The 20,155-nt window shown below is 40.2% G+C and carries 20 protein-coding genes and 1 pseudogene; 12 read left to right on the top strand and 9 right to left on the bottom strand.

The annotated features are described in order from the left end of the window. Positions 1–207: 207 nt before the first annotated feature. From L4C39_RS02575 to L4C39_RS02535, 9 genes and pseudogenes are all read left to right on the top strand, one after another. The gene (locus L4C39_RS02575) at positions 208–462 is read left to right on the top strand and encodes a hypothetical protein (protein WP_371729989.1); all 255 of its coding nucleotides are present in this window, start codon (positions 208–210) and stop codon (positions 460–462) included. A 16-nt stretch (positions 463–478) separates the two neighbouring features. Further along, positions 479–979, top strand: coding sequence for an RDD family protein (locus L4C39_RS02570; RefSeq protein ID WP_429744233.1), 501 nt, complete (start codon positions 479–481; stop codon positions 977–979). 176 nt (positions 980–1,155) lie between these two features. Beyond that, positions 1,156–1,521 carry a hypothetical protein gene (locus L4C39_RS02565; RefSeq protein ID WP_429744231.1) on the top strand — a complete coding sequence of 122 codons (366 nt, stop codon included), beginning with the start codon at positions 1,156–1,158 and terminating at the stop codon, positions 1,519–1,521. 439 nt (positions 1,522–1,960) lie between these two features. Next, positions 1,961–2,452 carry a hypothetical protein gene (locus L4C39_RS02560; protein ID WP_261890109.1) on the top strand — a complete coding sequence of 164 codons (492 nt, stop codon included), beginning with the start codon at positions 1,961–1,963 and terminating at the stop codon, positions 2,450–2,452. Positions 2,453–2,786: 334 nt separating this feature from the next. Next, positions 2,787–3,488 (top strand): hypothetical protein, encoded by a 702-nt coding sequence (locus L4C39_RS02555; protein ID WP_261890110.1) that lies wholly within the window; start codon positions 2,787–2,789, stop codon positions 3,486–3,488. 62 nt (positions 3,489–3,550) lie between these two features. Continuing rightward, positions 3,551–4,417: a viperin family antiviral radical SAM protein gene (locus L4C39_RS02550; RefSeq protein WP_429744228.1), complete on the top strand. Its 867-nt coding sequence runs from the start codon at positions 3,551–3,553 to the stop codon at positions 4,415–4,417. Further along, positions 4,305–4,724 carry a ParE family toxin-like protein gene (locus L4C39_RS02545; protein WP_429744226.1) on the top strand — a complete coding sequence of 140 codons (420 nt, stop codon included), beginning with the start codon at positions 4,305–4,307 and terminating at the stop codon, positions 4,722–4,724. The genes L4C39_RS02550 and L4C39_RS02545 overlap by 113 nt, the downstream gene beginning before the upstream one ends. Positions 4,725–4,757: 33 nt before the next feature. Beyond that, positions 4,758–5,366: a deoxynucleoside kinase gene (locus L4C39_RS02540; protein ID WP_261890112.1), complete on the top strand. Its 609-nt coding sequence runs from the start codon at positions 4,758–4,760 to the stop codon at positions 5,364–5,366. A gap of 336 nt (positions 5,367–5,702) precedes the next feature. Continuing rightward, positions 5,703–5,806, top strand: a pseudogene (locus L4C39_RS02535) (integrase); the annotation flags it as partial. A 234-nt stretch (positions 5,807–6,040) separates the two neighbouring features. Here L4C39_RS02535 and L4C39_RS02530 read toward each other — a convergent pair. Next, positions 6,041–6,670 (bottom strand): hypothetical protein, encoded by a 630-nt coding sequence (locus L4C39_RS02530; RefSeq protein ID WP_261890208.1) that lies wholly within the window; start codon positions 6,668–6,670, stop codon positions 6,041–6,043. A gap of 80 nt (positions 6,671–6,750) precedes the next feature. Here L4C39_RS02530 and L4C39_RS02525 point away from each other — a divergent pair, with 80 nt between their 5' ends. Beyond that, positions 6,751–6,894, top strand: a complete 144-nt coding sequence (locus L4C39_RS02525; RefSeq protein WP_261890207.1) for a hypothetical protein — start codon at positions 6,751–6,753, stop codon at positions 6,892–6,894. A 79-nt stretch (positions 6,895–6,973) separates the two neighbouring features. On the opposite strand, the gene L4C39_RS02520 is transcribed toward L4C39_RS02525, so the two are convergent. From L4C39_RS02520 to L4C39_RS02505, 4 genes are all read right to left on the bottom strand, one after another. Continuing rightward, positions 6,974–7,396, bottom strand: coding sequence for a TIR domain-containing protein (locus L4C39_RS02520; protein ID WP_429744223.1), 423 nt, complete (start codon positions 7,394–7,396; stop codon positions 6,974–6,976). Between the two features lie 380 nt (positions 7,397–7,776). Beyond that, the gene (locus L4C39_RS02515) at positions 7,777–9,936 is read right to left on the bottom strand and encodes an AAA family ATPase (protein WP_429744221.1); all 2,160 of its coding nucleotides are present in this window, start codon (positions 9,934–9,936) and stop codon (positions 7,777–7,779) included. A 318-nt stretch (positions 9,937–10,254) separates the two neighbouring features. Next, positions 10,255–10,698: a phosphate-starvation-inducible PsiE family protein gene (locus L4C39_RS02510; protein WP_017051369.1), complete on the bottom strand. Its 444-nt coding sequence runs from the start codon at positions 10,696–10,698 to the stop codon at positions 10,255–10,257. Positions 10,699–10,712: 14 nt separating this feature from the next. Continuing rightward, positions 10,713–11,663, bottom strand: a complete 951-nt coding sequence (locus L4C39_RS02505; protein ID WP_429744219.1) for a universal stress protein — start codon at positions 11,661–11,663, stop codon at positions 10,713–10,715. 171 nt (positions 11,664–11,834) lie between these two features. On the opposite strand from L4C39_RS02505, the gene L4C39_RS02500 reads away from it, so the two are divergent. Continuing rightward, positions 11,835–12,803: a LysR family transcriptional regulator gene (locus L4C39_RS02500; RefSeq protein ID WP_429744217.1), complete on the top strand. Its 969-nt coding sequence runs from the start codon at positions 11,835–11,837 to the stop codon at positions 12,801–12,803. Between the two features lie 282 nt (positions 12,804–13,085). On the opposite strand, the gene L4C39_RS02495 is transcribed toward L4C39_RS02500, so the two are convergent. The 4 genes from L4C39_RS02495 to L4C39_RS02480 form a co-directional block, all read right to left on the bottom strand. Continuing rightward, on the bottom strand, positions 13,086–14,171 hold the full coding sequence (locus L4C39_RS02495; RefSeq protein ID WP_429744215.1) for an FAD-binding oxidoreductase: 1,086 nt from the start codon (positions 14,169–14,171) through the stop codon (positions 13,086–13,088). 224 nt (positions 14,172–14,395) lie between these two features. Continuing rightward, positions 14,396–16,060, bottom strand: coding sequence for a hydroxylamine reductase (gene hcp / locus L4C39_RS02490; RefSeq protein ID WP_017051364.1), 1,665 nt, complete (start codon positions 16,058–16,060; stop codon positions 14,396–14,398). A 195-nt stretch (positions 16,061–16,255) separates the two neighbouring features. After that, complete coding sequence (gene norR, locus L4C39_RS02485; protein WP_429744213.1) at positions 16,256–17,791, bottom strand: nitric oxide reductase transcriptional regulator NorR; 1,536 nt, start codon at positions 17,789–17,791, stop codon at positions 16,256–16,258. A 116-nt stretch (positions 17,792–17,907) separates the two neighbouring features. Then, the gene (locus tag L4C39_RS02480; protein WP_017051362.1) at positions 17,908–18,813 is read right to left on the bottom strand and encodes a LysR family transcriptional regulator; all 906 of its coding nucleotides are present in this window, start codon (positions 18,811–18,813) and stop codon (positions 17,908–17,910) included. 171 nt (positions 18,814–18,984) lie between these two features. Between L4C39_RS02480 and L4C39_RS02475 the strand changes: the two genes are divergently transcribed. Beyond that, the gene (locus tag L4C39_RS02475) at positions 18,985–20,151 is read left to right on the top strand and encodes an HlyD family secretion protein (protein WP_171755728.1); all 1,167 of its coding nucleotides are present in this window, start codon (positions 18,985–18,987) and stop codon (positions 20,149–20,151) included. Positions 20,152–20,155 lie beyond the last annotated feature (4 nt).

Raw genomic sequence — 20,155 nt, 5'->3', positions numbered from 1 at the left:
CTTCTCATGAAAACAGATAAATTCAGTACAAATAGAGTATTTCCATCGATGTCGAAAAAATGTCGAGCCACATCAATGTAAGTGCGGCAAGATATAAGTGAGATCTATATGTTGCACTTGCTTTTCTTTTTTGTGGTCCATTTCATAGAATGCGTAAGTGATGGTAAGTACCCTTGGTAGCTTAATTTTTTATACATCAGGTTACTTATGAAGTCCTCATCACGTAGCAAATCCATTGCGATTTTTTCCGCTGTCATTTTTGTTCTTGGGCTACTTTCGCTCAATGTTAACCAATTAGGTTTAGCCCCTATTTTTGTCATTGTGATTGCCTTTTTTACGATGTTAGTCCACGGCTTTCTTCATTTTAGTGGCCGCAAAAACGGCGATGCATTTGAGGCGTATCAAGACTCGCAGAAAACCAAAGCAGAAGCTCTTGAGAGTAGCTTCAATAATCGAAAGTAAAAGTTAAGCTGAGATCATGGACAGATATTCGAATTTTTGGCGAAGAACATTTGCATTTTTTATCGATGGGCTTGTACTTCTACCGTTTGAATGGATTGGTGATTACATTCTCTCGTCAGGCGCTAATCCATTTGGGGTTCTATTTTGGGGGATATTTTATTCGACTCTTGGGGTCGCTTATTACGTCATACTGCACGCACTATTTGGACAAACGGTTGGGAAGTGGATTTTGAAAATAAAAGTTCTCGATCTTTCAGAGGATAGAATATTAACTTTTCGACAATCACTGATGAGAGATATTGCACCTCTAATAATGTTGCCATTCTCTTTTTATTTTTATACTCAAATAGCCTTCAACGGGCAAAGCCCAGAGAGCCTTGGAACTCAACCATTACCACACTTCGTTGGTCTTGTAACACTCACATGGGGAGTTATAGAAATACTATCGATGCTTTCCAACGCAAAACAACGCGCTATTCATGATTTTATAGCGAAATCTGTGATCGTAAAAGTGTAGTAAGTCTTTCTGTATCAATCGTAAACAGCTATTGGTTGTGAGCAAATTTAGTGATTGCGGCAAAGCTTAAAGCGATGGTATTGGTGTGAAAGGCTAATTGTGTATTAGAAATTTACGATCAGATCATTTGGGTAAACAAAAGCAGACCCTTTACGGGATATGAAAGGAATAAAATTATGCTTGAGAGAGTGGAAGACGTCATTGCTAAGAATGATATTGATTATGAAATAGTTGGAAGTGCTATCAACCTAAAGCTGGGGCGAGCTGGTGGGAAGGTGACGATCAAGTATGACTACGCAACTAATTCATACCGTTACAACTGCAATGAATATATGTTGGGTTTATCTAGCCTTATATTTTTTGTGATGTCATTTAATACCATGTACCACCCAGAGCAACAAACATGGTCAGGTTATGTTGCTGGAATGATGTTTTCGGTAGCTATATTTAATTTAGTTAATATTGTACTGGCTCATATTCAGATCTTGGATCTCAAAGCTCAACTAAGAGAGGTTGGTGTCTATCTGAAGTCAGCCTTCTGATCTGTTTTGATGAGATCAAATGCTTGTCCAAATAGATAGTGCAGGTTTAGTAAAATATTCAGGTTGTGGGCGTATAAACTGACACCAGAAGAGGACGTGGCGTTCTGGACTGAAAGTGTATGTGGAATAGTAAACAATCAGTAAGGCGCTCGGTCCTGTGTGAGGCTGCTCAGTCTTTATTTTCGGTTGTAAACTAACTTACTTCCCCAATCTTAGGGCTAACAAACTTATATGTTGATAATTTTTTGATGTCAGGTGTGATTGCATGGAGTGATCTGGCCCTAGAATGATCAGTTGCCTTGCAGAAACACTTTAACAGAGTTGTCCTAAATAAAATAACCTGACAAGTCGTGGTCTAAAGTATTGATTATTAAGGTTAAAGTGTGATATCTTTTCTGTCCAATCGTCAGGGGTGCTACACATCAATTAGGCTAATTAAATGCATAACAAAACTACTATTGCCTCAAAAATTTGGCAAGGAACTAAGCTGTTTTTTAAATGGCTTTGGCTCATTACAATGTTCATATTTGGGGGCATTGTTTTTCTAGGTATTCCATTCGCTGTATTCGAGTACTCATTTTCGCTCTTCGAACTGGATCTGATAGAAACCGTGATGATCATTTTCATCGGGGTATTCTGCTATTACTACATCAAACTGTGCAAGAGAAATTCAGCCACTCTGGGTCGAAAAATCATGACTCCCTTTGTTCACCAAGGCCATATGCTTCTGCTTTCGTCCTCAATATTCTTGGCTTCAATATTTGCCTTTAACTTGGATATAGAACTCAGTATTACTATACCGATAATTGAAATTATGGGTTGGTTTTTATTCTCGGGAACACTTTTGTATAGTTATTACAGAATAAACGCAATTGGCGGTCAATCGGAGAGCTTAATTGAGGAACCAACCATGGATGGAGTAACAGAATGAGACCGATCCAATACTTAGCTTGCTTTATAATTTTGTTTACTCCCTATAGTCATGCTCTTATCAATTCAGACTCAGAGCCAGGAAGCGCAGAGTTTTTGATCTCAGCCTGTCAAGAATATACCGAGCTATATAATAAAAAAAATGACCCTCGATTTGGTGCATTTGTATCCACTTCAAAAGAGGAGAGTTTTCGCGCGGGCTATTGCCTAGGTGCGATCATGAATACAAATAACAGGTGTTTTTATACTCATTCGATTTTTAAAACAGCGCAAGCCATTGCGACCGTGGGGAGCTTTCGAGGCTACTCTGAATCGGATGTAATAGAAAAAGCCACATGCTACTAAAGACCACCAATGAAGCTGTAAAAGAGCTGTTTGGAGTTGAAGGAAGTGAACCACTTCGTTCCAAGGCAAACAGCTACCTGCGCAATAAGGTCATACCGCCTAAATCGGTGGTCGAAGAAGGCTTTAGCGATGCGAGTATGGGGAAACGTGGTAAGAAACGCCTCAACTCCAACGGGGTAAATAGCCTATTTAACGCGTTGGTATTAGATGCGTTCTTTAACGACCCCAAAATTGTCAAAGATATGTTTGGGAATCGAGATACCCGCACGACGAATGGAATATTGTGCGAGGAGGTTTTGCTCACGGCGCAGTCTGTAGTAACCAAATCTCAATTGACAATCGAAGCGCAGCAGTTTTTGGGTCAGCTTCGAGATACTTCATTCGATTTACAAGAACGGCGCTTGGTGTGTCCATTTGGCTCTCAGCGCCTACCACAAATGGACATGACGCTTCAAAATACAGGGTTGCTCTACCACATGCTTAGGTCACACCGGCTTTCGCTGTCTTGGAAGGATAACATTTTATTGAGTTGGTTAGAGCAAGACCTATCAACGACCGCTGAACTGGTGGAACAAGTAGATCCTTCTCTATTTGAAGACGATTCAATGCTAAAAGCGATCGTTCACAAGGTTCGAGCGGAGTACAAAGAAGCAAAAATTTTCCAATCACTATTAAATAGTCTTCCGGAATAAAAAAAGCTTTTTTGTGCACTGCACAAACTGACACTACTCCTGAACCCAAAAGGAGTAGTGTTATGAAACCAGTTAATCAATTAGTAATTAATTACCACATCACCGAGAAATGTAACTACGACTGCCACTATTGTTATGCCAAGTGGGAGAAAATTAACGAGTTGCATTATGACCTCAATAATATGAAGCGGGTCTTAGACAAGCTCGCTGCTTACTTCTTTTCACCAAATCCGACTCAAACAAAGCTTAAGTATCAAAGCGTACGGCTCAACTTTGCAGGTGGAGAACCGTTATTACTTAAACAACGATTTTTTGATGCTTTAGATTATGCTATCGAGCTTGGCTTCGACGTTTCCCTAATTACTAACGGTCACTTGCTCTCGGATGAGTTCATCACCGAGCATGTTCACAAACTTCAGTTGTTAGGCATTAGTTACGATTCTGAAGATTACAACAGACAACGCAACATTGGCCGAAGTACACGTTCAGGTAAAACCCTGACCTCCAAACGTCTAAAGTCAATTTTTCAACAAATCAAGCTGCTCTCCCCAAGCACTGAGCTCAAGATTAATACTGTAGTCAATCAATACAATACTGAAGAGAACCTCTCAAAGTTAATCGCTGAACTTAAGCCAAATAAATGGAAGGTTCTTCGCGTACTGCCCGTATTCGAGAAAATCGAGACTATTAGCGACCAACAGTTTTCTCGCTTTGTAGAGCGTCATCAGTCGGTTGCGCAGTATATGTCTGTTGAGAACAACGACTCAATGACAAATTCTTACCTAATGCTCGGTCCGGATGGATTTTTTTTCCAAAATGGGAATGAAGACCAAGGCTATTTTAAGAGCCGATCTTTGCTTACAACACCGGTCGAGATTGCTCTTGCAGAAACGGGTTTCGATGCCGAAAAATTTGCTTTGCGTTACTAGTGAGGCCGTCGAAATGAAACGTCACAAAGTTATTGTTCAAGACAAAGTAAGCGTTGAATTAGTAATTACAAAGGCACCAATAAACATCATTTCAAAAATTAAGGGTTTGCTCGTTAGGCTAGTAAACAACGATATCGTGAATGGAATGCGTCCCAAAGTAATTAAACGAGATAGGCGTTGGTTGAGTTACAGGGTTAATAGGAAATATCGGATTGTGGTTTTGAGAAAATCGTGCCGCGTTGGTCCTTACTATTGTTTCAATCATGCAGAGTTCGATCGCTGGGTAAATCATCACCAGTCCAAATAAAGACTAGACATACTACAAAAAGGAAAATAGTACATGAACAAATTTATCGTATTTGAAGGCTCAGACGCCTGTGGGAAAACTACGTTGAGCCAAATGTTCGCAGAAGATACAAGCACCGTAGTGCATACAGCTGTGGTTGATCAGGCCGCTAGTCTTAGAGAAACCATTGACGATTTTGAGTCAAAAGAGAGCGCATTTCTTTTCTTTCTGTTAAATAATTTTTTGAAGAGCAATGAAGTTGCTAGTGCGCTCGATACGGAAAACGTGGTACTAGATAGATATCTGTTTTCTACGTTGGCATACCAGAGTATTCTGCTTGGTAAAGAGACCGTCAAAGGTGTGTTTGACGCACTCAATGTGGCAAAGAAAATTGTGCTCCCGGATTTGGTCGTCTTTGTAAAGGCTGACACCGAGACCATTGATGGCAGAATTGATCGCCGTGGCGGAAAACTGCAATGGTATGGAGATGAAGTCACACAAAAACACTCGGTGGAAGTCGCGTACCAAACGATTTTTGAATGGTTTGATATCCCTATTATAGAAATTGATACCTCTGACAAGTTAGGGCTGGCAGTAGAAGAGAACTATCAGCGCATGAAAGGGTTGATAGCCGACGCACTTGAAGAACAGGTCACCTCATAACCTTAAATTACGACACAAGCAATTTTGAACCGAATTACCAGTACAGGATTATCACCTTGGTGAAATTACCATACACTAACTAATTCGGTGTTTTGAATTGATTGGACACTCTATATTAGATTTGTCCAAAATCTTCCACCTCAGGCAGTGCGGTAAGCGGTGCCTGATTGCATTTTGAGATACTAGAACTTATCTGGAAGCAGGACTGTTGAGCATTTACGTTAACTCGCTTTTGTCCAAACTTGTGCTAGACCGAACGGTCTGAAATTTGTAAACAGTTAGGAATTTGTCGTGCTCCAATTCACCGAGTTTTTTTAGTTCAAGTGAATACCTTTGGCACGAAAGCTTTTACTGGGACATACAAATGTAGATAACACTATTCGCTATCTTGGTGTTGAATTAGAAGAGCATTGCTACTTTCAGAAGGCACTGATTGTTAGTCAAAAGAAACCCTATTTCTTAGGAGCCACTATTCTGACAAGTTGTTGCCCCATTATTGTTTAGAGTGGATGCTCATTCACGAATCGTAAATATTGTTTATCAATCAATTTTATAATGTAGGTTTCTGGGTAGATTTTCTGCATTGTTCATAGAGCGTGTGTTATGTTCAATTAAGCTGGGGCTCTTCTTTAATGGTTGGATAAGAATTATGACGGAGTAGTTCAATCATTAAATTAACGGCATATATTGCTCAGTGAAGTTTTTAGCTCAGATAGTTTAGTTTGAACATCTTCTAGCTCGGTACGGCAGCTTTTTTCTAACTTAGAAGACTCTTTAAGTGCCGGTAACTGACTATGCCACTTTGCGGTAAATGGTCGTAACTCCTTATCCAACACCTCACTCACCAACTGATAATACTGCCTACAATTAAATCCGTGCGTGTGAGCGGTTTGGCGATGAAAAGTGAATAATGACGCAAGGCTTGCTAGTGCGGTTTCGAGAACCCCCCCTTTTAGCTGCTGTGTGGCAATACGGCTATCAAGTTCAATGAACATATCCCACGCTGCTTGTTTATCAGCATAGGTGTACTTACCGTCGGCACGAAACTTGTCAAAAAAGTAAGAGTGATAGACTTTAATACGTTCTAGAGAGCGGGTATCAGTGGCACTAATAACTTTCTTAAAGCGATCATGATGAGCCGCTAGATCATTTTCACTGGCGCAGAGGTTGACTTCGTTTTGATAATAATCATCTGAGAACTTTCGTTGATTTAGCAGTTCATGTTCTGCAAGCTCGCTTTTCAATTCGGCTGCCAATTTATTGTAAATTTCTTGATTAGAAGGTTCTTTCCCTGTTTTCGACATACTTTCTCTTTCTCCTTCCCTTCAGTACACCCACAATTTCAATTAAATTAAAAACACACAAACAACACAAGGAAAACCTTATGAGTGGCTTTAGTCAAGATTTCGAACCAACACAAGATGATTTAGATAATCACAGCAACCAACTTAATGATAACAACGATGCCTACTGGCAATCACGTGACTATGATGAGCGACCAAGTGACTGGGAGAGTAGAGATGAGTAAATCTAAAGTCCCGAATCTCCCTAGTCAGACGGGCAGACCATCTGGTAAAGGCCGTGGCAACTGCCCACCCAAAAAGTAATTAGCTTGCCCACTGAGCTATACGATTGAGATCCCAAGCGTATAGCTCTAACTCTTGCACGCCCTTGGGAGCACCTGAGTAAATGCTATCTGGTGTCCGCATGACTAATATATTACGTTCACTGTTGTGCTTTTTAAATTGTCCTATTTCCCACTCAACCCACAACTTGCTGTGAGTATCCTTGCCCACAAGTACTAATAGCTTATGCGACCCACCCAATAACTTAGCGATAGCTTCTCGCACTGACTCTGAACGCATATCTGATGGTGGGCGACGATTGGTATGGCCATGTTCGTTACATATCGCCTCAGCTAAGGATCTATCTTCAAATGTTAATGGGTGATTTGGATTCTGTCGGATTGATTTAATTTGTTCAATGTAGTGATTGTCTTGATGATTGTGGCTAATGAATACTGTTGTCATGTTATTTATCCTTGTATGGTTTGTTTAATGACATGGTTGCTCACTACAAAAATAACAATTATTTATTGAGGTATACTTCACTAAGTGCGAAAACAGTCACAGATATCATGTAATATGCTTTCTCTTATCATCGCTAGTTTTAGCTCAAAGGCACCGCCCAAGGGCAAGTCAAGAGGGCATCGTGTAAAACTCATCCTTGCCCCAAACTTTGTTAGAGTTGCTGAAAGTAATATTTCTATCGCGCCCAGTTTGACCTGATTTTGCTAATGTCAGTAGTGCATTATTAAAAACCTCCATTTCTTAATAGCACTACCTATTAGGGTTTATCCTTTGGACAAGCAAGAGCGTCATCTGACGTCCTTGCTTGGTGAGGTTTTTATCTATTTAATTTTACTCATTTTTTTATAGTGTTCAGAATAACCAGCAGCTTCAAATAAAAGCCTGAATGCCTCTTTGAAGGTGGCATAATCGAACTCTTTAAAGTCAATAATATTCTGGCCAACTGAATGAGATTCTCTATTGATATACCTTATAAATGCTTGAAATTTATTAGCTTGTAAAGTGGGAATCTGAGCAACATTGCTTAAATCTTTTTTCTGAACAAAATTGAAAAAATACTCAACGATGTTCCTCATGCAGTTAGCAATTAACGCAGGTGGTTGCTTATCGTCGTTAATTACTGACCAATAAGAATGGTAATCATTTTGAACTTCCTCATATTTCATGGAATGAATAGAAGATCCGCCCTCATTCTTTGATAAACGGAATAAATTCTGTGTATCGTTGCGGCGATCTCTGTTTGTATCGGTAAGTTCATAGAAGAAATAGAGACTATGAGTAAGCACGAAAACCTGCTCAATGTTATCTGAATTAAAGAAGTCATTTTTTATAACCCGACCAATGTTGTAGACGAATATATGGGATAGACTCGATACTGGATCATCTATGACTGCAATTTTCTTTTGTGAAATTTCTGTCGCCGTCTGTTTCCCTCTAAATAGTTCTCTAAAATAAAGAAAACTAATAATCATCTTTTCACCTTCACTCAATGAAGTGAAAACATCCTCTGCAACACCTGGTCGCACCACTCGGTACAAGTTTTCTTCATGTTTTTCAATAGAAAAGTCCGTAATTCCAATATCTTTTAAACTGTTTTTGATATTGATAACAGCTTCTTCGATATTAACGGTAGCTTTTTGTTGCTCTGCAATCTCACCTTCTTTGGTAGTTGCTTCTTTGATCTTATTCTTCTTCTCTATTTCTGCTGCATCAATGACTTTTTGAGCTGTATCTTTGATTTTGTCATAGCCACTAATTGTTTGGTCATATTGATATCTTAAAATCTTCCAAAACTCGTCTTTGATGCGTCTCTTTTCAATATCAACATTATCAATCTTAGTATTGTGTACGATAATCGAGGAATTAATTTGTAATACAAGATCATTAAAAACTTTAATTTGCTTTGAAGCATCTTTTAATTCAACTTGTGTACTCGGGCGAGTAATTTTATATTGAATTGTTTTTTTATTTTCTTCGATTATATTAACAATAGAGGAATATACTTCTGTTAACTTTGCCAAATATTCAGTTGCATACTGAGATTCTTTGTAATGATCTAGAGTAGGAAAGTCTTGTATTAAATTTTCGTATTCTGTTTCAATCAATTTTAGTGTATCAACTTTCCCTTGATATGATTCATCAAAGTAATCTTTGATTTGTTCTACTAACTGAGTAGTCATCGTTTTCGACTGGCAGAATGGGCACTCATCACCATCGATATCGCTAAGGTACTGCAAACCAGAAATAACCCAATCTGAATTTTGCAGTTTATCTATTAGCGCAGCCACTGGACTATCATCGTTACCAATAACTATTTCGTTTAACGCATTTACACTATCTACAGTTAGGTTATCAAGAGCGATAACGTTCAATGTACTTAGTTTGACAGCAGTATCACCTTCGACAGTATTCACCTCTTCTTTAAGGTTTTCTATCGTTTTAGTCGGCTTAACAGTAGGCATAGGCAAAGAACTGATATGATCATATAACTTCGACTTATTACCTTTTAAGTTATCCAAGCAATATTCAAGGACTCTATCTCCGCCAGCGTAAGTTTGCTTGATCTCCCAAACCTTTTGTTCAGCAACGGCTTTTCCATCAGTTATCTTTTTAGTTTCTTTTTCAATTAGAGTTACTTTGTCAGCTTTTTCTTTGTTAATAGTCCCTAGTTCTTTGGTTTTCTCAATTATGTTCTCTTCTGCAAGTTTATTCTCTTTAGATAGACCAAAAATACCTTTCAAACTCTCTGTTTGGTAAAAATTATCGCCAATAAACTTTTGGTTATATACGAGGACTGTCTCATCATTATGAGTATTAGAACATTTTGCGTATTTAGGGTTTTCTGAATCATAAAAATAATTTGAAAACGTACTTTTTCCAGAGCCATTAAGACCGTAAATCAAGTTTACTTTTTTTTCTGTATTTAGTGTTGCTTTCGACTTGTAACTAGCAACATTATCTAAACTAATTACTGTAATCACTATTTCGCCCCCTTATAAGATATGTTGATATGAAACAAAAGTAACATGGGGCACTGAGCTGTTTTTAGATGTCACGCACATAAATTAAGTTAGATACTTAGAGTAAGCCACTAGTGATTTGTAATACCAGATATTATGCGAAGACAAAGAATAATTTTTACTTCCAAACTCATTTCTGTCCAGAAACGAGTCAGAACACAAAAAATAGAGTGTGATCTTCGTTAGCATATTTCTGCTCGATTCCGAGTTTGCGCAGCAGAACGCGCAATACCGGCGTATTACAAAGCCACCGAAAAAAGTGGCTTATTGAATTTAAAATTAATCCTCTATATGACTTTTTCGAGGTAGTTTATGTATCATCCAATAGCCTACGCTCATAGCTAACACGACGGATGCGATTGCAAAAAGATAATTTGCACTCGTTGATTCAATGTCAATAATAATCACCTTTCGAGCGATAGCCATTAAAGCTGTAGCCATTACTATTTTGACATGAATGACATTATCTCTAAGGTAAACGGTGATATTGATGAAAATTTCTATCGCGATTAGTACTGCCATAAATGCACCAAAAGTGGCTAGCATGTCTGATATGGTCAAAATAAAGAATGGCGGCGATGTCAGCTTCTTATATAGAATCCATGATACATCAACGACACCCATAATAATTACAAATACCATAAGAATAGATAGTACTCTTACCGACCAGTGAATAACGACTTGTAGGCTACTTGAGAATCTATCATTATTGTCAATTTTCATATCGTTAACTCCATTTACCGCGTCGTGGACACAATGGGAGAAATAAACTCACTTGGTTTTAAGGTAACAACGGTTGCATTTAATTTATTTAGCCAATATTCAGCCTTGTTCCCCATTAAATATCCAGCAATACCGGTTCGCGACATGGATCCTAGGAAAGTGACATCAATTGAGTTTTGTTCAATAAATGTTGGGAGTAGCTCTTTGGCATGGCCTTGTATTAGCTCGATATGAACATTAACGGTATTGTTATTATCTACAAGGTTATCTATGAGAGCTCTCATTTTTCTCGCACGTTCAATCTTCATTTTCTCTTTAAGAATCGCGATATCAGTATCGTTATAGCCACTCCATTTTCGCAAGAAGCCTTCAGACTCTAGCTCCCATATGTGGCACAGAACTAACTCAGAATTTGTTGCTTTGCATAAATCGTATGCAGAATTGAGTATTCTATTACACAGATCTGCACTTACTTGTTCATCAAGGTCTATTGCCGCTAAGATTTTTTTGGACGAATGCAATTCGCGAGTGGTAGACCAAATAGGAATCTCAGATTTACGCATTAGGTGAAGTGTTGTGCTCCCTCTTTGACAGGCATGAGGCTTACTTTTTCGATGGCTATCAATCACTATAAAATCAGAACCTTCAGATCTGGCACACTGAATTATCTCTATGAACGGGATACCGATTCTTACTTGAACATTAAAATCGATATTTTTATATTTACCTTTTAATTCACTTACAAGTGTTCTTAATTGTGAATAGTATATTTTGGTGACTTTATCGAGAATATCTAACGTTTTTACAGAATATTGACTAATTTCTTTTAGCTCATCCATATCCTCGATAACCATTAATAACGTAATTTTTGATTCACATTCATCTGCGATATTAAGTATATTGTTGAGAGATGACGTTATCTTTTGTTCAGGTGCTACTGGGACTAGTAATTGTTTAAATAACATGTTGCCTCCAATTTAACTGTGATTCGTTGTGCTTTACAAAAACAATACGTCACCGTATGTATTAATAATAATTAATAATAACAATGATGATCATAGATATTTATCTATACTTAAATTCAGCTTAACTGGCTAAGCTCTTAGAAATTAGGCATAGAACACAGAGGACGATATATGCAATTATTGAGAAATCGGTTGTCCAATTTTCGGAGTTTTCGAGTATTTCTTACCGTCTATGAAGAAGGTTCAGTTTCGAAGGCTGCTAAAGTTTTAAACCTGACTCAACCAACGGTTTCAATACAGCTTAAGCAGTTTTCGGAGCTTCTTTCTGTCGAGCTTTACTACTTGCAAGGAAAAAAACTGGTGTTCACCGAAGCGGGCCATATTACCGCTCGGTACTGCATGCAAATCGTGCAAAACGTCGACGATTTAGAGATTGAAATTGCCAATTTGACACAATTAAAATCGGGAACGTTAAAAGTAGCAGCCGTGACATCTTGTGAGTATTTTGTTCCACATTTAATAGGAAGCTTCTTAGATAAACATCCTATGGTGGACATCGTTTTGAAAGTAGACAATCGAGACAGCATAAAAGAAAGGTATATAAATGGTCGAGATGACTTGTACTTATTCAGTCATATTGATAGTGATATGAAAGGCGATGTTGTCCCTCTTTTTCCCAATAATTTATATGCCATTGCGAACAAAAGTCATCCTCTTGCTCTTAAAGAACGCGTTACTTTACGGTCACTGGCAGGTTTTTCTTGGATCTTACGAGAGCGAGGCTCAGGCACTCGCCAAGCAATAGAAAAGCACCTTGAGCGGCACGATTTAAATATAAAGCCCAAATTTGTAATGGAGAGCAATGAAGCAATTAAACATTGTGTTATGGCTGGTATGGGGCTTTCTATCCTCTCTGAATATGCCTTAACCCAAGAGAATCCAGATAACATCGCTATATTGTCAGTCGACACGTTCCCTATTGAAACGCACTGGAATCTTGTCTTTCCGAGTACCAAGCAACAAAGTCCACTCAGCCAAGCATTCATGGCGCATCTTATTGACTATAAAAAAATACTGAAAGACAGTTTGATCAAAAAAGAAATGTCTCAATTTTTTAGATTGCATAACATTTCAACTTAAACAAAAGATGCGTAATGAGTACCATTTATTTAACCGCAGCTTGATTGAGCATAATTCTACAGGCACATTAATAATTAATATTTTTCTAAATTAGCCATTGCGGTAAAACGGAATGGTCCAAAAATGAATTAATAGACAAGCCATCGGCGGTGTGCTCACCAATCAGTATGCATTCAATTGACAGCTTGATACGGTGGTGGGGGATTTATTGAGGGACTTGGAACATATTCAGGTTGTCGGCATGCATACCGACAACCTAGATGACTGAAATACTACATGTGTTTAGTTAAGGCTAACTTCCACATCGGAATGCACTTGGCTTGAACAAGCTAATACGTACCCTTGCTCAATCTCTTCCGGAGTCAAAGTCTCTTGGCTGGTAGAGCGTACTTCGCCTTTGTTTACTTTACATTTGCAAGAGCCACAAATACCGCTGCGACATGCTGCTATGATTGGCAAACCTGCACCTTCTAATGCATCGATCAGTGGAGCGCCGTGCTCTGCTTCAAGGCTTGCACCGAAATCTGGAACATGAATACTAACCGCACCAGAAGCCTGCTGTTCAACAACCGCTTCCTCTTGGTTTGATTCTTCTGCTGTTGGCGTAAAACTCTCTTGGTGGAAATGTGCCATATCAAAGCCCATCTCTTTCAAGTTGTTTTCCATATCCTGCATAAAGCTCACGGGACCACATAGGTAAACCGTGCGCTCTAAAATATCGCTACATAGTTGTTGTAACCATTGAGCATCCAATCGGCCTTGTGGGTGGCGAGTTGATTGATTGTCTTTCAGTAATAGCTTGAGGTTGAAGTTAGCGTGCTCTTCATCCATCTGTTCAAGCTCACTAAAGTAGATAGTTTGCAGCGGGCTTTTCGCCATATGCACAAAATCGATATCGACAGTTGAAGCCTGCTCATCTGATAACCATGTTTTAGCCATCGACATCACTGGTGTAATACCACAACCTGCACTGATCAATACCACTTTTTGGCGTTCAGTATTGCGCTTTGGCGCGTGATCGACAGTGTTAAATATGCCCGCAGGTTTAAGAACCTGAACTTCATCGCCTTCTTTGAGAGAATCTACGATGTAGTTAGACATGGCACCATTTTCAACGCGTTTAATGGTCAGTTGAAGGTGCACTTGCCCTGGGATTGAGCTGATTGAATACGCGCGGTAATCAATTTTACTAGGGTTACTTTTCTCGATTGGAAGCCCAAGGGAAATGAATTGTCCGGGTTTGAAGTCAAAGCTAGCATCGTTGTTTTTTGGCGCGATTTGTAGGCTAACAGTATCGTCGGTTTCAAACCATTTTTTGAGACACACCATAGTTACAGGTGTGGTATTTGGCCATTCGAATGTCATCATTATTGTCACTTTTTTAATCGAGAAATGAGAAATTATGGAAGGTGTATCTTGTGTCTTTCATTATGAAAAATTCGATGCCTGCCACTTTAATATGAAAGTCATATATAAAAGTAATCAGGCATCGAACTTGGTCTACGTCATTCGCTATTTAGTCGCTTTAATCAAGCTTAACTGCTCAATTGCTCAATTGCTCAATTGCTTAACTGCTTAGCGATAGCGGAGACTTATGACGCTTTTAAGATAGTCTTAAGGTCGTCTTCAACGTTACCAATGCTGCGCATGTCGAACTTGTCTTGGATGATAGCAAGTAGATTATCAGTCAAGAATGCTGGTGCAGTTGGACCAGTGTAGATGCCTTTAACGCCAAGAGCGAATAGAGTCAGTAGGATAACAATCGCTTTTTGCTCGAACCAAGATAGAACCAGTGTTAGTGGTAGATCGTTGATGTCGCAATCGAACTCTTTACCTAGAGCAAGCGCTAGCTGAATTGCAGAGTAAGCATCGTTACATTGACCTACATCTAATAGACGTGGGATGCCGTTGATGTCACCGAATTGGTTCTTGTTGAAGCGGTATTTACCACATGCAAGCGTTAGGATCACGCTGTCTTCAGGAGCTTGAGCTGTGAAGTCTGTGTAGTAGCTACGCTCAGATTTGTCACCGTCACAACCACCAACAAGGAAGAAGTGGCTGATGTTGCCTTCTTTAACTTGTTCAACAACTGCTGGAGCCGCTGCCATAAGAGCATTGCGACCAAAACCGATAGTGATCATCTGTTCGATTTCGTTCTGTTTGAAACCTTCTTGTGCAAGTGCACAGTCGATTACTTGGCTGAAATCATCACCTTCAATGTGAGCAACGCCAGGCCAGCCTACGATGCTACGAGTGAATAGACGATCTGAGTATTGACCTACATTTGGGTTCAACAGACAGTTAGAAGTCATCACTACAGCGCCAGGGAAGTTTGCGAATTCTTTTTGTTGGTTCTGCCATGCACTACCGTAGTTACCTACTAGGTGAGGGTATTTTTTCAGCTCAGGGTAAGAGTGTGCTGGAAGCATTTCACCGTTAGTGTAAACGTTGATGCCTTTGCCTTCAGTTTGCTGAAGAATCTTCTCAAGATCGTGAAGATCGTGACCAGAAACAAGGATACATTTACCCGCAATAGTTTTTACGTTCACTTGAGTAGGTTCTGGGTGACCGAATGTCGCCGTTTCGCCAGTATCAAGCATTTCCATGATGCGGTAGTTCACTAGGCCAATTTTCATTGAGCAATCTAGTAGCTCGCCTAGGTCTGTTGGATCAGTACCTAGCCATGCCATAATTTCGTGGTATTCAGCGAATACTTTCTCGTCAGTTTGACCAAGAACGCGTGCATGCTCTAGGTAAGCTGCAGCACCTTTTAGGCCGTAAAGACAAAGTAAGCGAAGGCCGATAACGTCTTCGTGTTGTGAATCATGGCCACGGTTAACCGCTGCTTGAGGTGCAATTGCAAGGAACTGCTCTGCGTCTGTAGGTAGTTCGAATTTCGCTGCCGCCGAAAGCTCTGGAAGCTCTACGTTTGAAAGTGTTGCTGCTGCGCGAACTGCTTGCTCTAGTTGCTGCTTGTATTGGTTAGCTTGTTGTACGAATTCAACGATACGAGCAGGGTCGAAGTTAACGTTAGTCAATGTTGCGAAGAAAGCTTTTGGTGCCCACTGATCAATTTCATCTACGATGATGTCAAATTTGCGACCTTGTTCAGCCCAAAATGAAACACCTTGTAAAGAGTAAACGAGTACGTCTTGTAAGTCAGAAACTTCAGAAGTTTTGCCACACATACCTTGTGTGAAAGAACAGCCTTTTACAGCAGGCGTTTGGATTGTTTGTTCACATTGAATACAGAACATGTATTGTCGCTCCATTGAGTAGTGTTGCGATCTCAGTTCGTTGCTGAAATCGAATATAATTACCGAGCGTTATAGCACAGACTGTGCCAGAAGTTAACCTGTTGTTTTTGAAGGGTTTTGTATTTTTATCTTAAGAGGGTTGATGTGTTTTTTACATCGCAGCTGTTGTAAAAAACACATCAATTTAAATTGTTCCTATGTTTTTGTTATATCGAGTTTTTTACCCATTCGATATAAATTTCCACGATCCATTTGCAGGAACTCTGCTGCTTTTGCCCAGACCCCGTTCGATTCGGCTAAAGCGTGCTCAATCAATTGTTTTTGGTACGATTCGACTAATTCCCGCATTGGCTGGCTCTCAGTAGGGAATATGTTTGATGTCATTTCTACACTCCGCTTGATTTCTAGTTCATCAACAAAGTGCTGCAAAGTAATGATGTGTTCGTTGTGCTGAATGGTTCTTAGCGCCGCTCGCATTAAAGTATGCTCTAACTCTCGTACATTTCCGGGCCAAGCAACCTGTTCTAAATGCATGAGTGTTTTAGGATGAATGTGTAGGTTTGGAACATTAAATTGACTGCGAACCTTATCCAGTAAATGCCCCGCTAATACGGGAATATCTCCGTCGCGCTCACGCAGTGGTGGGATATGAATAGGAAATACATTCAGACGATGGAAAAGGTCGGCTCTGAAGTTACCTTGATCGACTTCATATTCAAGATTTCTGTTCGTTGCAGCAATCAAACGAACGTCGACGAGAACATTTTTATCGCTACCTACGCGCTGTACTTCACCTTGTTGGATCACTCGCAGTAATTTGGCTTGAATCAGTAGTGGTAGTTCTCCAATTTCATCAAGAAAAATCGTGCCGCCATCAGCAAGCTCAAACTTACCCGCTCGCTGTGAATTGGCCCCGGTATACGCGCCTTTTACATGACCAAATAGCTCGCTTTCCGCCAATGTTTCGGGTAGCGCTGCACAGTTTACGTAGATCATTGGTTTGTCATTTCGCTGTGACTGTTCATGGACTGCATGGGCTACGAGCTCTTTACCCACCCCTGTTTCGCCACTGATTAACACCGCGTAATCGGAGTGGGCGACCATCGAAATATTGCTTCGTAATTTTTGGATTTGTGGGCTGATCCCAACCATTTCACCTTGTATGCTACGAGCTTGCTGAATCAAGGCTGTCGTGATTGATTTTTGCTGTTTATTCTTGGCTTTTAGCGCATCAAATTGAGCTCGATTTCTGAGCGTTGCCGCAGCCAAAGCCGCGAAAGTTTCAATGGTAATATTGTCAATTTTATTGAACGCGCCCACTTCTAAAGCGTCGAGAGTGAGCACACCGACAAGTTTGTTTTCAACATATAAACTGCACCCTAAACAGTCATGTACATCAATGTGAGTTGACTCATTGAGGAGCAAGCCGTCAAAAGGATCCGGTAGGTCGCTATTGGCGGCAAACCGGACTGGATGTTGGCTGTCAATAATCGCCGCCAAACGTGGGTGCGCCTTGGGAAAAAAGCGTCGACCAAGCACGGTTTGAGAGAGCCCCTTTACGGCCACGGGCTTAAGAAAATCTTCTTGGTCTAAAACGAAAAGAGCACTGGCATCGCAAGGAAATACTTGATGAAGTGAGTCAATTAAGCGTTGGTAATGTTTATCGCTCGCCAGATTTGAGCTTAGGTCTAAAGCGATTTGAAGTAAGACGTTTTCAGTAGAAAGTTTCATGGTGCGCTCCGTATTGAACGCACACAATATCAGTTCGTTGTAAAAAACACATCAAACGTTTTGATTTGATCTAGCTTGCTTGATGTACTTTTTACCTAAACACGCCCACTGCGGGATCAATCTTTAGGATGAATATCTCGCTGTGATAACTCACTGAGTAAGAAATCGAGCAGCACTCTTAATCGCTTAGGCATGAGTTTTCTTTCTGGATAGACAAAGCTGATCCCAACCGTCGGGATAGACCACTCTGGAAGCAGTCGCGTCAATTTTCCACTTTGAATATGCGGTCGGCAGAGGTATTCAGGTAGAACCGACACACCGAGCCCATCAATGGTTGCGGTGAGCGATGACGTAATGGTGTTCACACTGAGTTGATGAGGGAGTTCTACTGTAATTTGCTGCTCACCATTGCTAAACATCCACAATGATTCTAACTGAGGGCGTGATAGTTTCACCCGCTTGTGGTTGGTGCGTAAATCGTGTGGGTGATGGATCTTAGGGTGTTGTTTTAAGTAATTCGGGCTAGCCACCAGTTGTTGATTTGAAGAGTAAAAAAGCCGAGCCACATTATTGGAGAGCTTGGGTTCACCTATCTGACAATGCAGGTCTACACCATCTGCGATTAAATCAATATGGCGATTGGTCAGATCAAGATTAATGGTCACTTCTGGGTAGCGTAACAAGAAAGCGTCTATATAAGGCATCAGCATTTGGTGGCCGAGTTCAATGGGCATGGCGATGTTGATATGCCCGCGAATCGTGGATTGGCTTTCGCAGATCTCTTGCTCTGCACTTTCCATGATCGACAACATCTCAGAGCAAGACTGATAAAAGGTTTGTCCCTCTGCGGTTGTCGCTAAATGGCGAGTGGTACGGACTAATAATTTCACCCCCAGTTGATTCTCTAGCTCTAAAACCTTGCGGCTTACGGTAGATTTGGTGAGTTTTAGGCTCTCTGACGCAAGGGTAAAACTTCCAGATTCAACGACTTTCGCAAAAATAGCGACGGCATTTAAGTCCATAACACACTCTATTAGTAAGATTATTAGGACAGTATTTCCTTTTTATCCTATCTAATCAAATAATGTTTTTTGTATAAAATAGGGCTTCTCATAGAAATGGCTGCTCATCACTATCAGCCGCTTCATTATTGAGTCAACATTTCATCGCTCTATAATACAAGGTACACAACATTGGCCACAGAACATCCCACTAATCAGGCAACATCTCAACCGTTACAAACCGCACCATCACTTGAACTTACCCCTAGAAAGAAGCCTAAAGCGGCTATCATTGCGACGATGATATTCGTATCTTTAGGTTTACTTGCATCAGGTTATTGGTTCGGATATGGGCAATATTTCCAATCGACAGATAATGCTTACGTAAAAGCCAATATCACTAATATCAGTGCCAAGGTTTCAGGCTACGTCGTCGAAACTTTGGTCGATGACAATCAGTTCGTGACATCGGGAACGCTACTGGCAAAGATTGATGATCGTGAGTTTCAGGTTAAAAAATCTCAGTCTATAGCCAACTTACAAGTCCAACTTGCATCGGTTGAATATTCTCAAGCGCAGCATCGATTGCAGCAGCGAGTCATTATTCAAACTAAAAGTGAAGTTGATTCAGCTCAAGCAGATTTAGAACGCTCACAGCAACTGCTTCAACGTAGTCAAAGTTTGCTCAAGAAACAGTATTCGTCACAAGATGAAGTGGATAATGCTTTCGCTCATTTGAAAGTCTCCAAAGCACAATTAGAAGAAGCGCAGTCACACTATATTGCTGAACAAGAAAAGCTGAATGTCATTGATAGCCAAATTGTGCAAGCACAAGCATCAGTGGCAGAAGCTCAAACGGAATTGGATCAAGCGGAGCTGAATTTAAGCTATACCAAAATCGTAGCGCCAGTCGATGGCATTGTGGGTAGACGTAGCGTAAGGGAAGGGTTATTCATTCAGCCCGGTATGCCGCTAATAAGTTTAGTGCCAACGTCGGATGTTTGGGTGGAAGCGAACTTCAAAGAGACTCAGCTGGCTAAAATGCAGCCGGGACAAAAAGTGAATATCGAGCTAGATGCGTTTCCAAATCGCGAGATAACAGGCACATTAGAAAGCTTTTCTCCTGCCACTGGGGCTCAATTTGCACTGCTACCTCCTGAGAATGCGACGGGTAATTTTACAAAAATCGTTCAACGTGTCCCTGTGAAAATCCACTTTGATGATCAGACACTGGCAGCGCAGCAAATCATTCCAGGTTTATCAGCAGTCGTTACGGTCGATACGCATGATATTCGCAACGAAAATGAGAGTGAGTTGGCGGCAGAAAGTAGTGATATTGCATTAGAGCCAAGAGGCTAAATCA

Source organism: Vibrio clamense (assembly GCF_050337905.1).
Classification (GTDB): domain Bacteria; phylum Pseudomonadota; class Gammaproteobacteria; order Enterobacterales; family Vibrionaceae; genus Vibrio; species Vibrio cortegadensis.
This window is presented reverse-complemented; position numbering and strand designations above follow the sequence as displayed.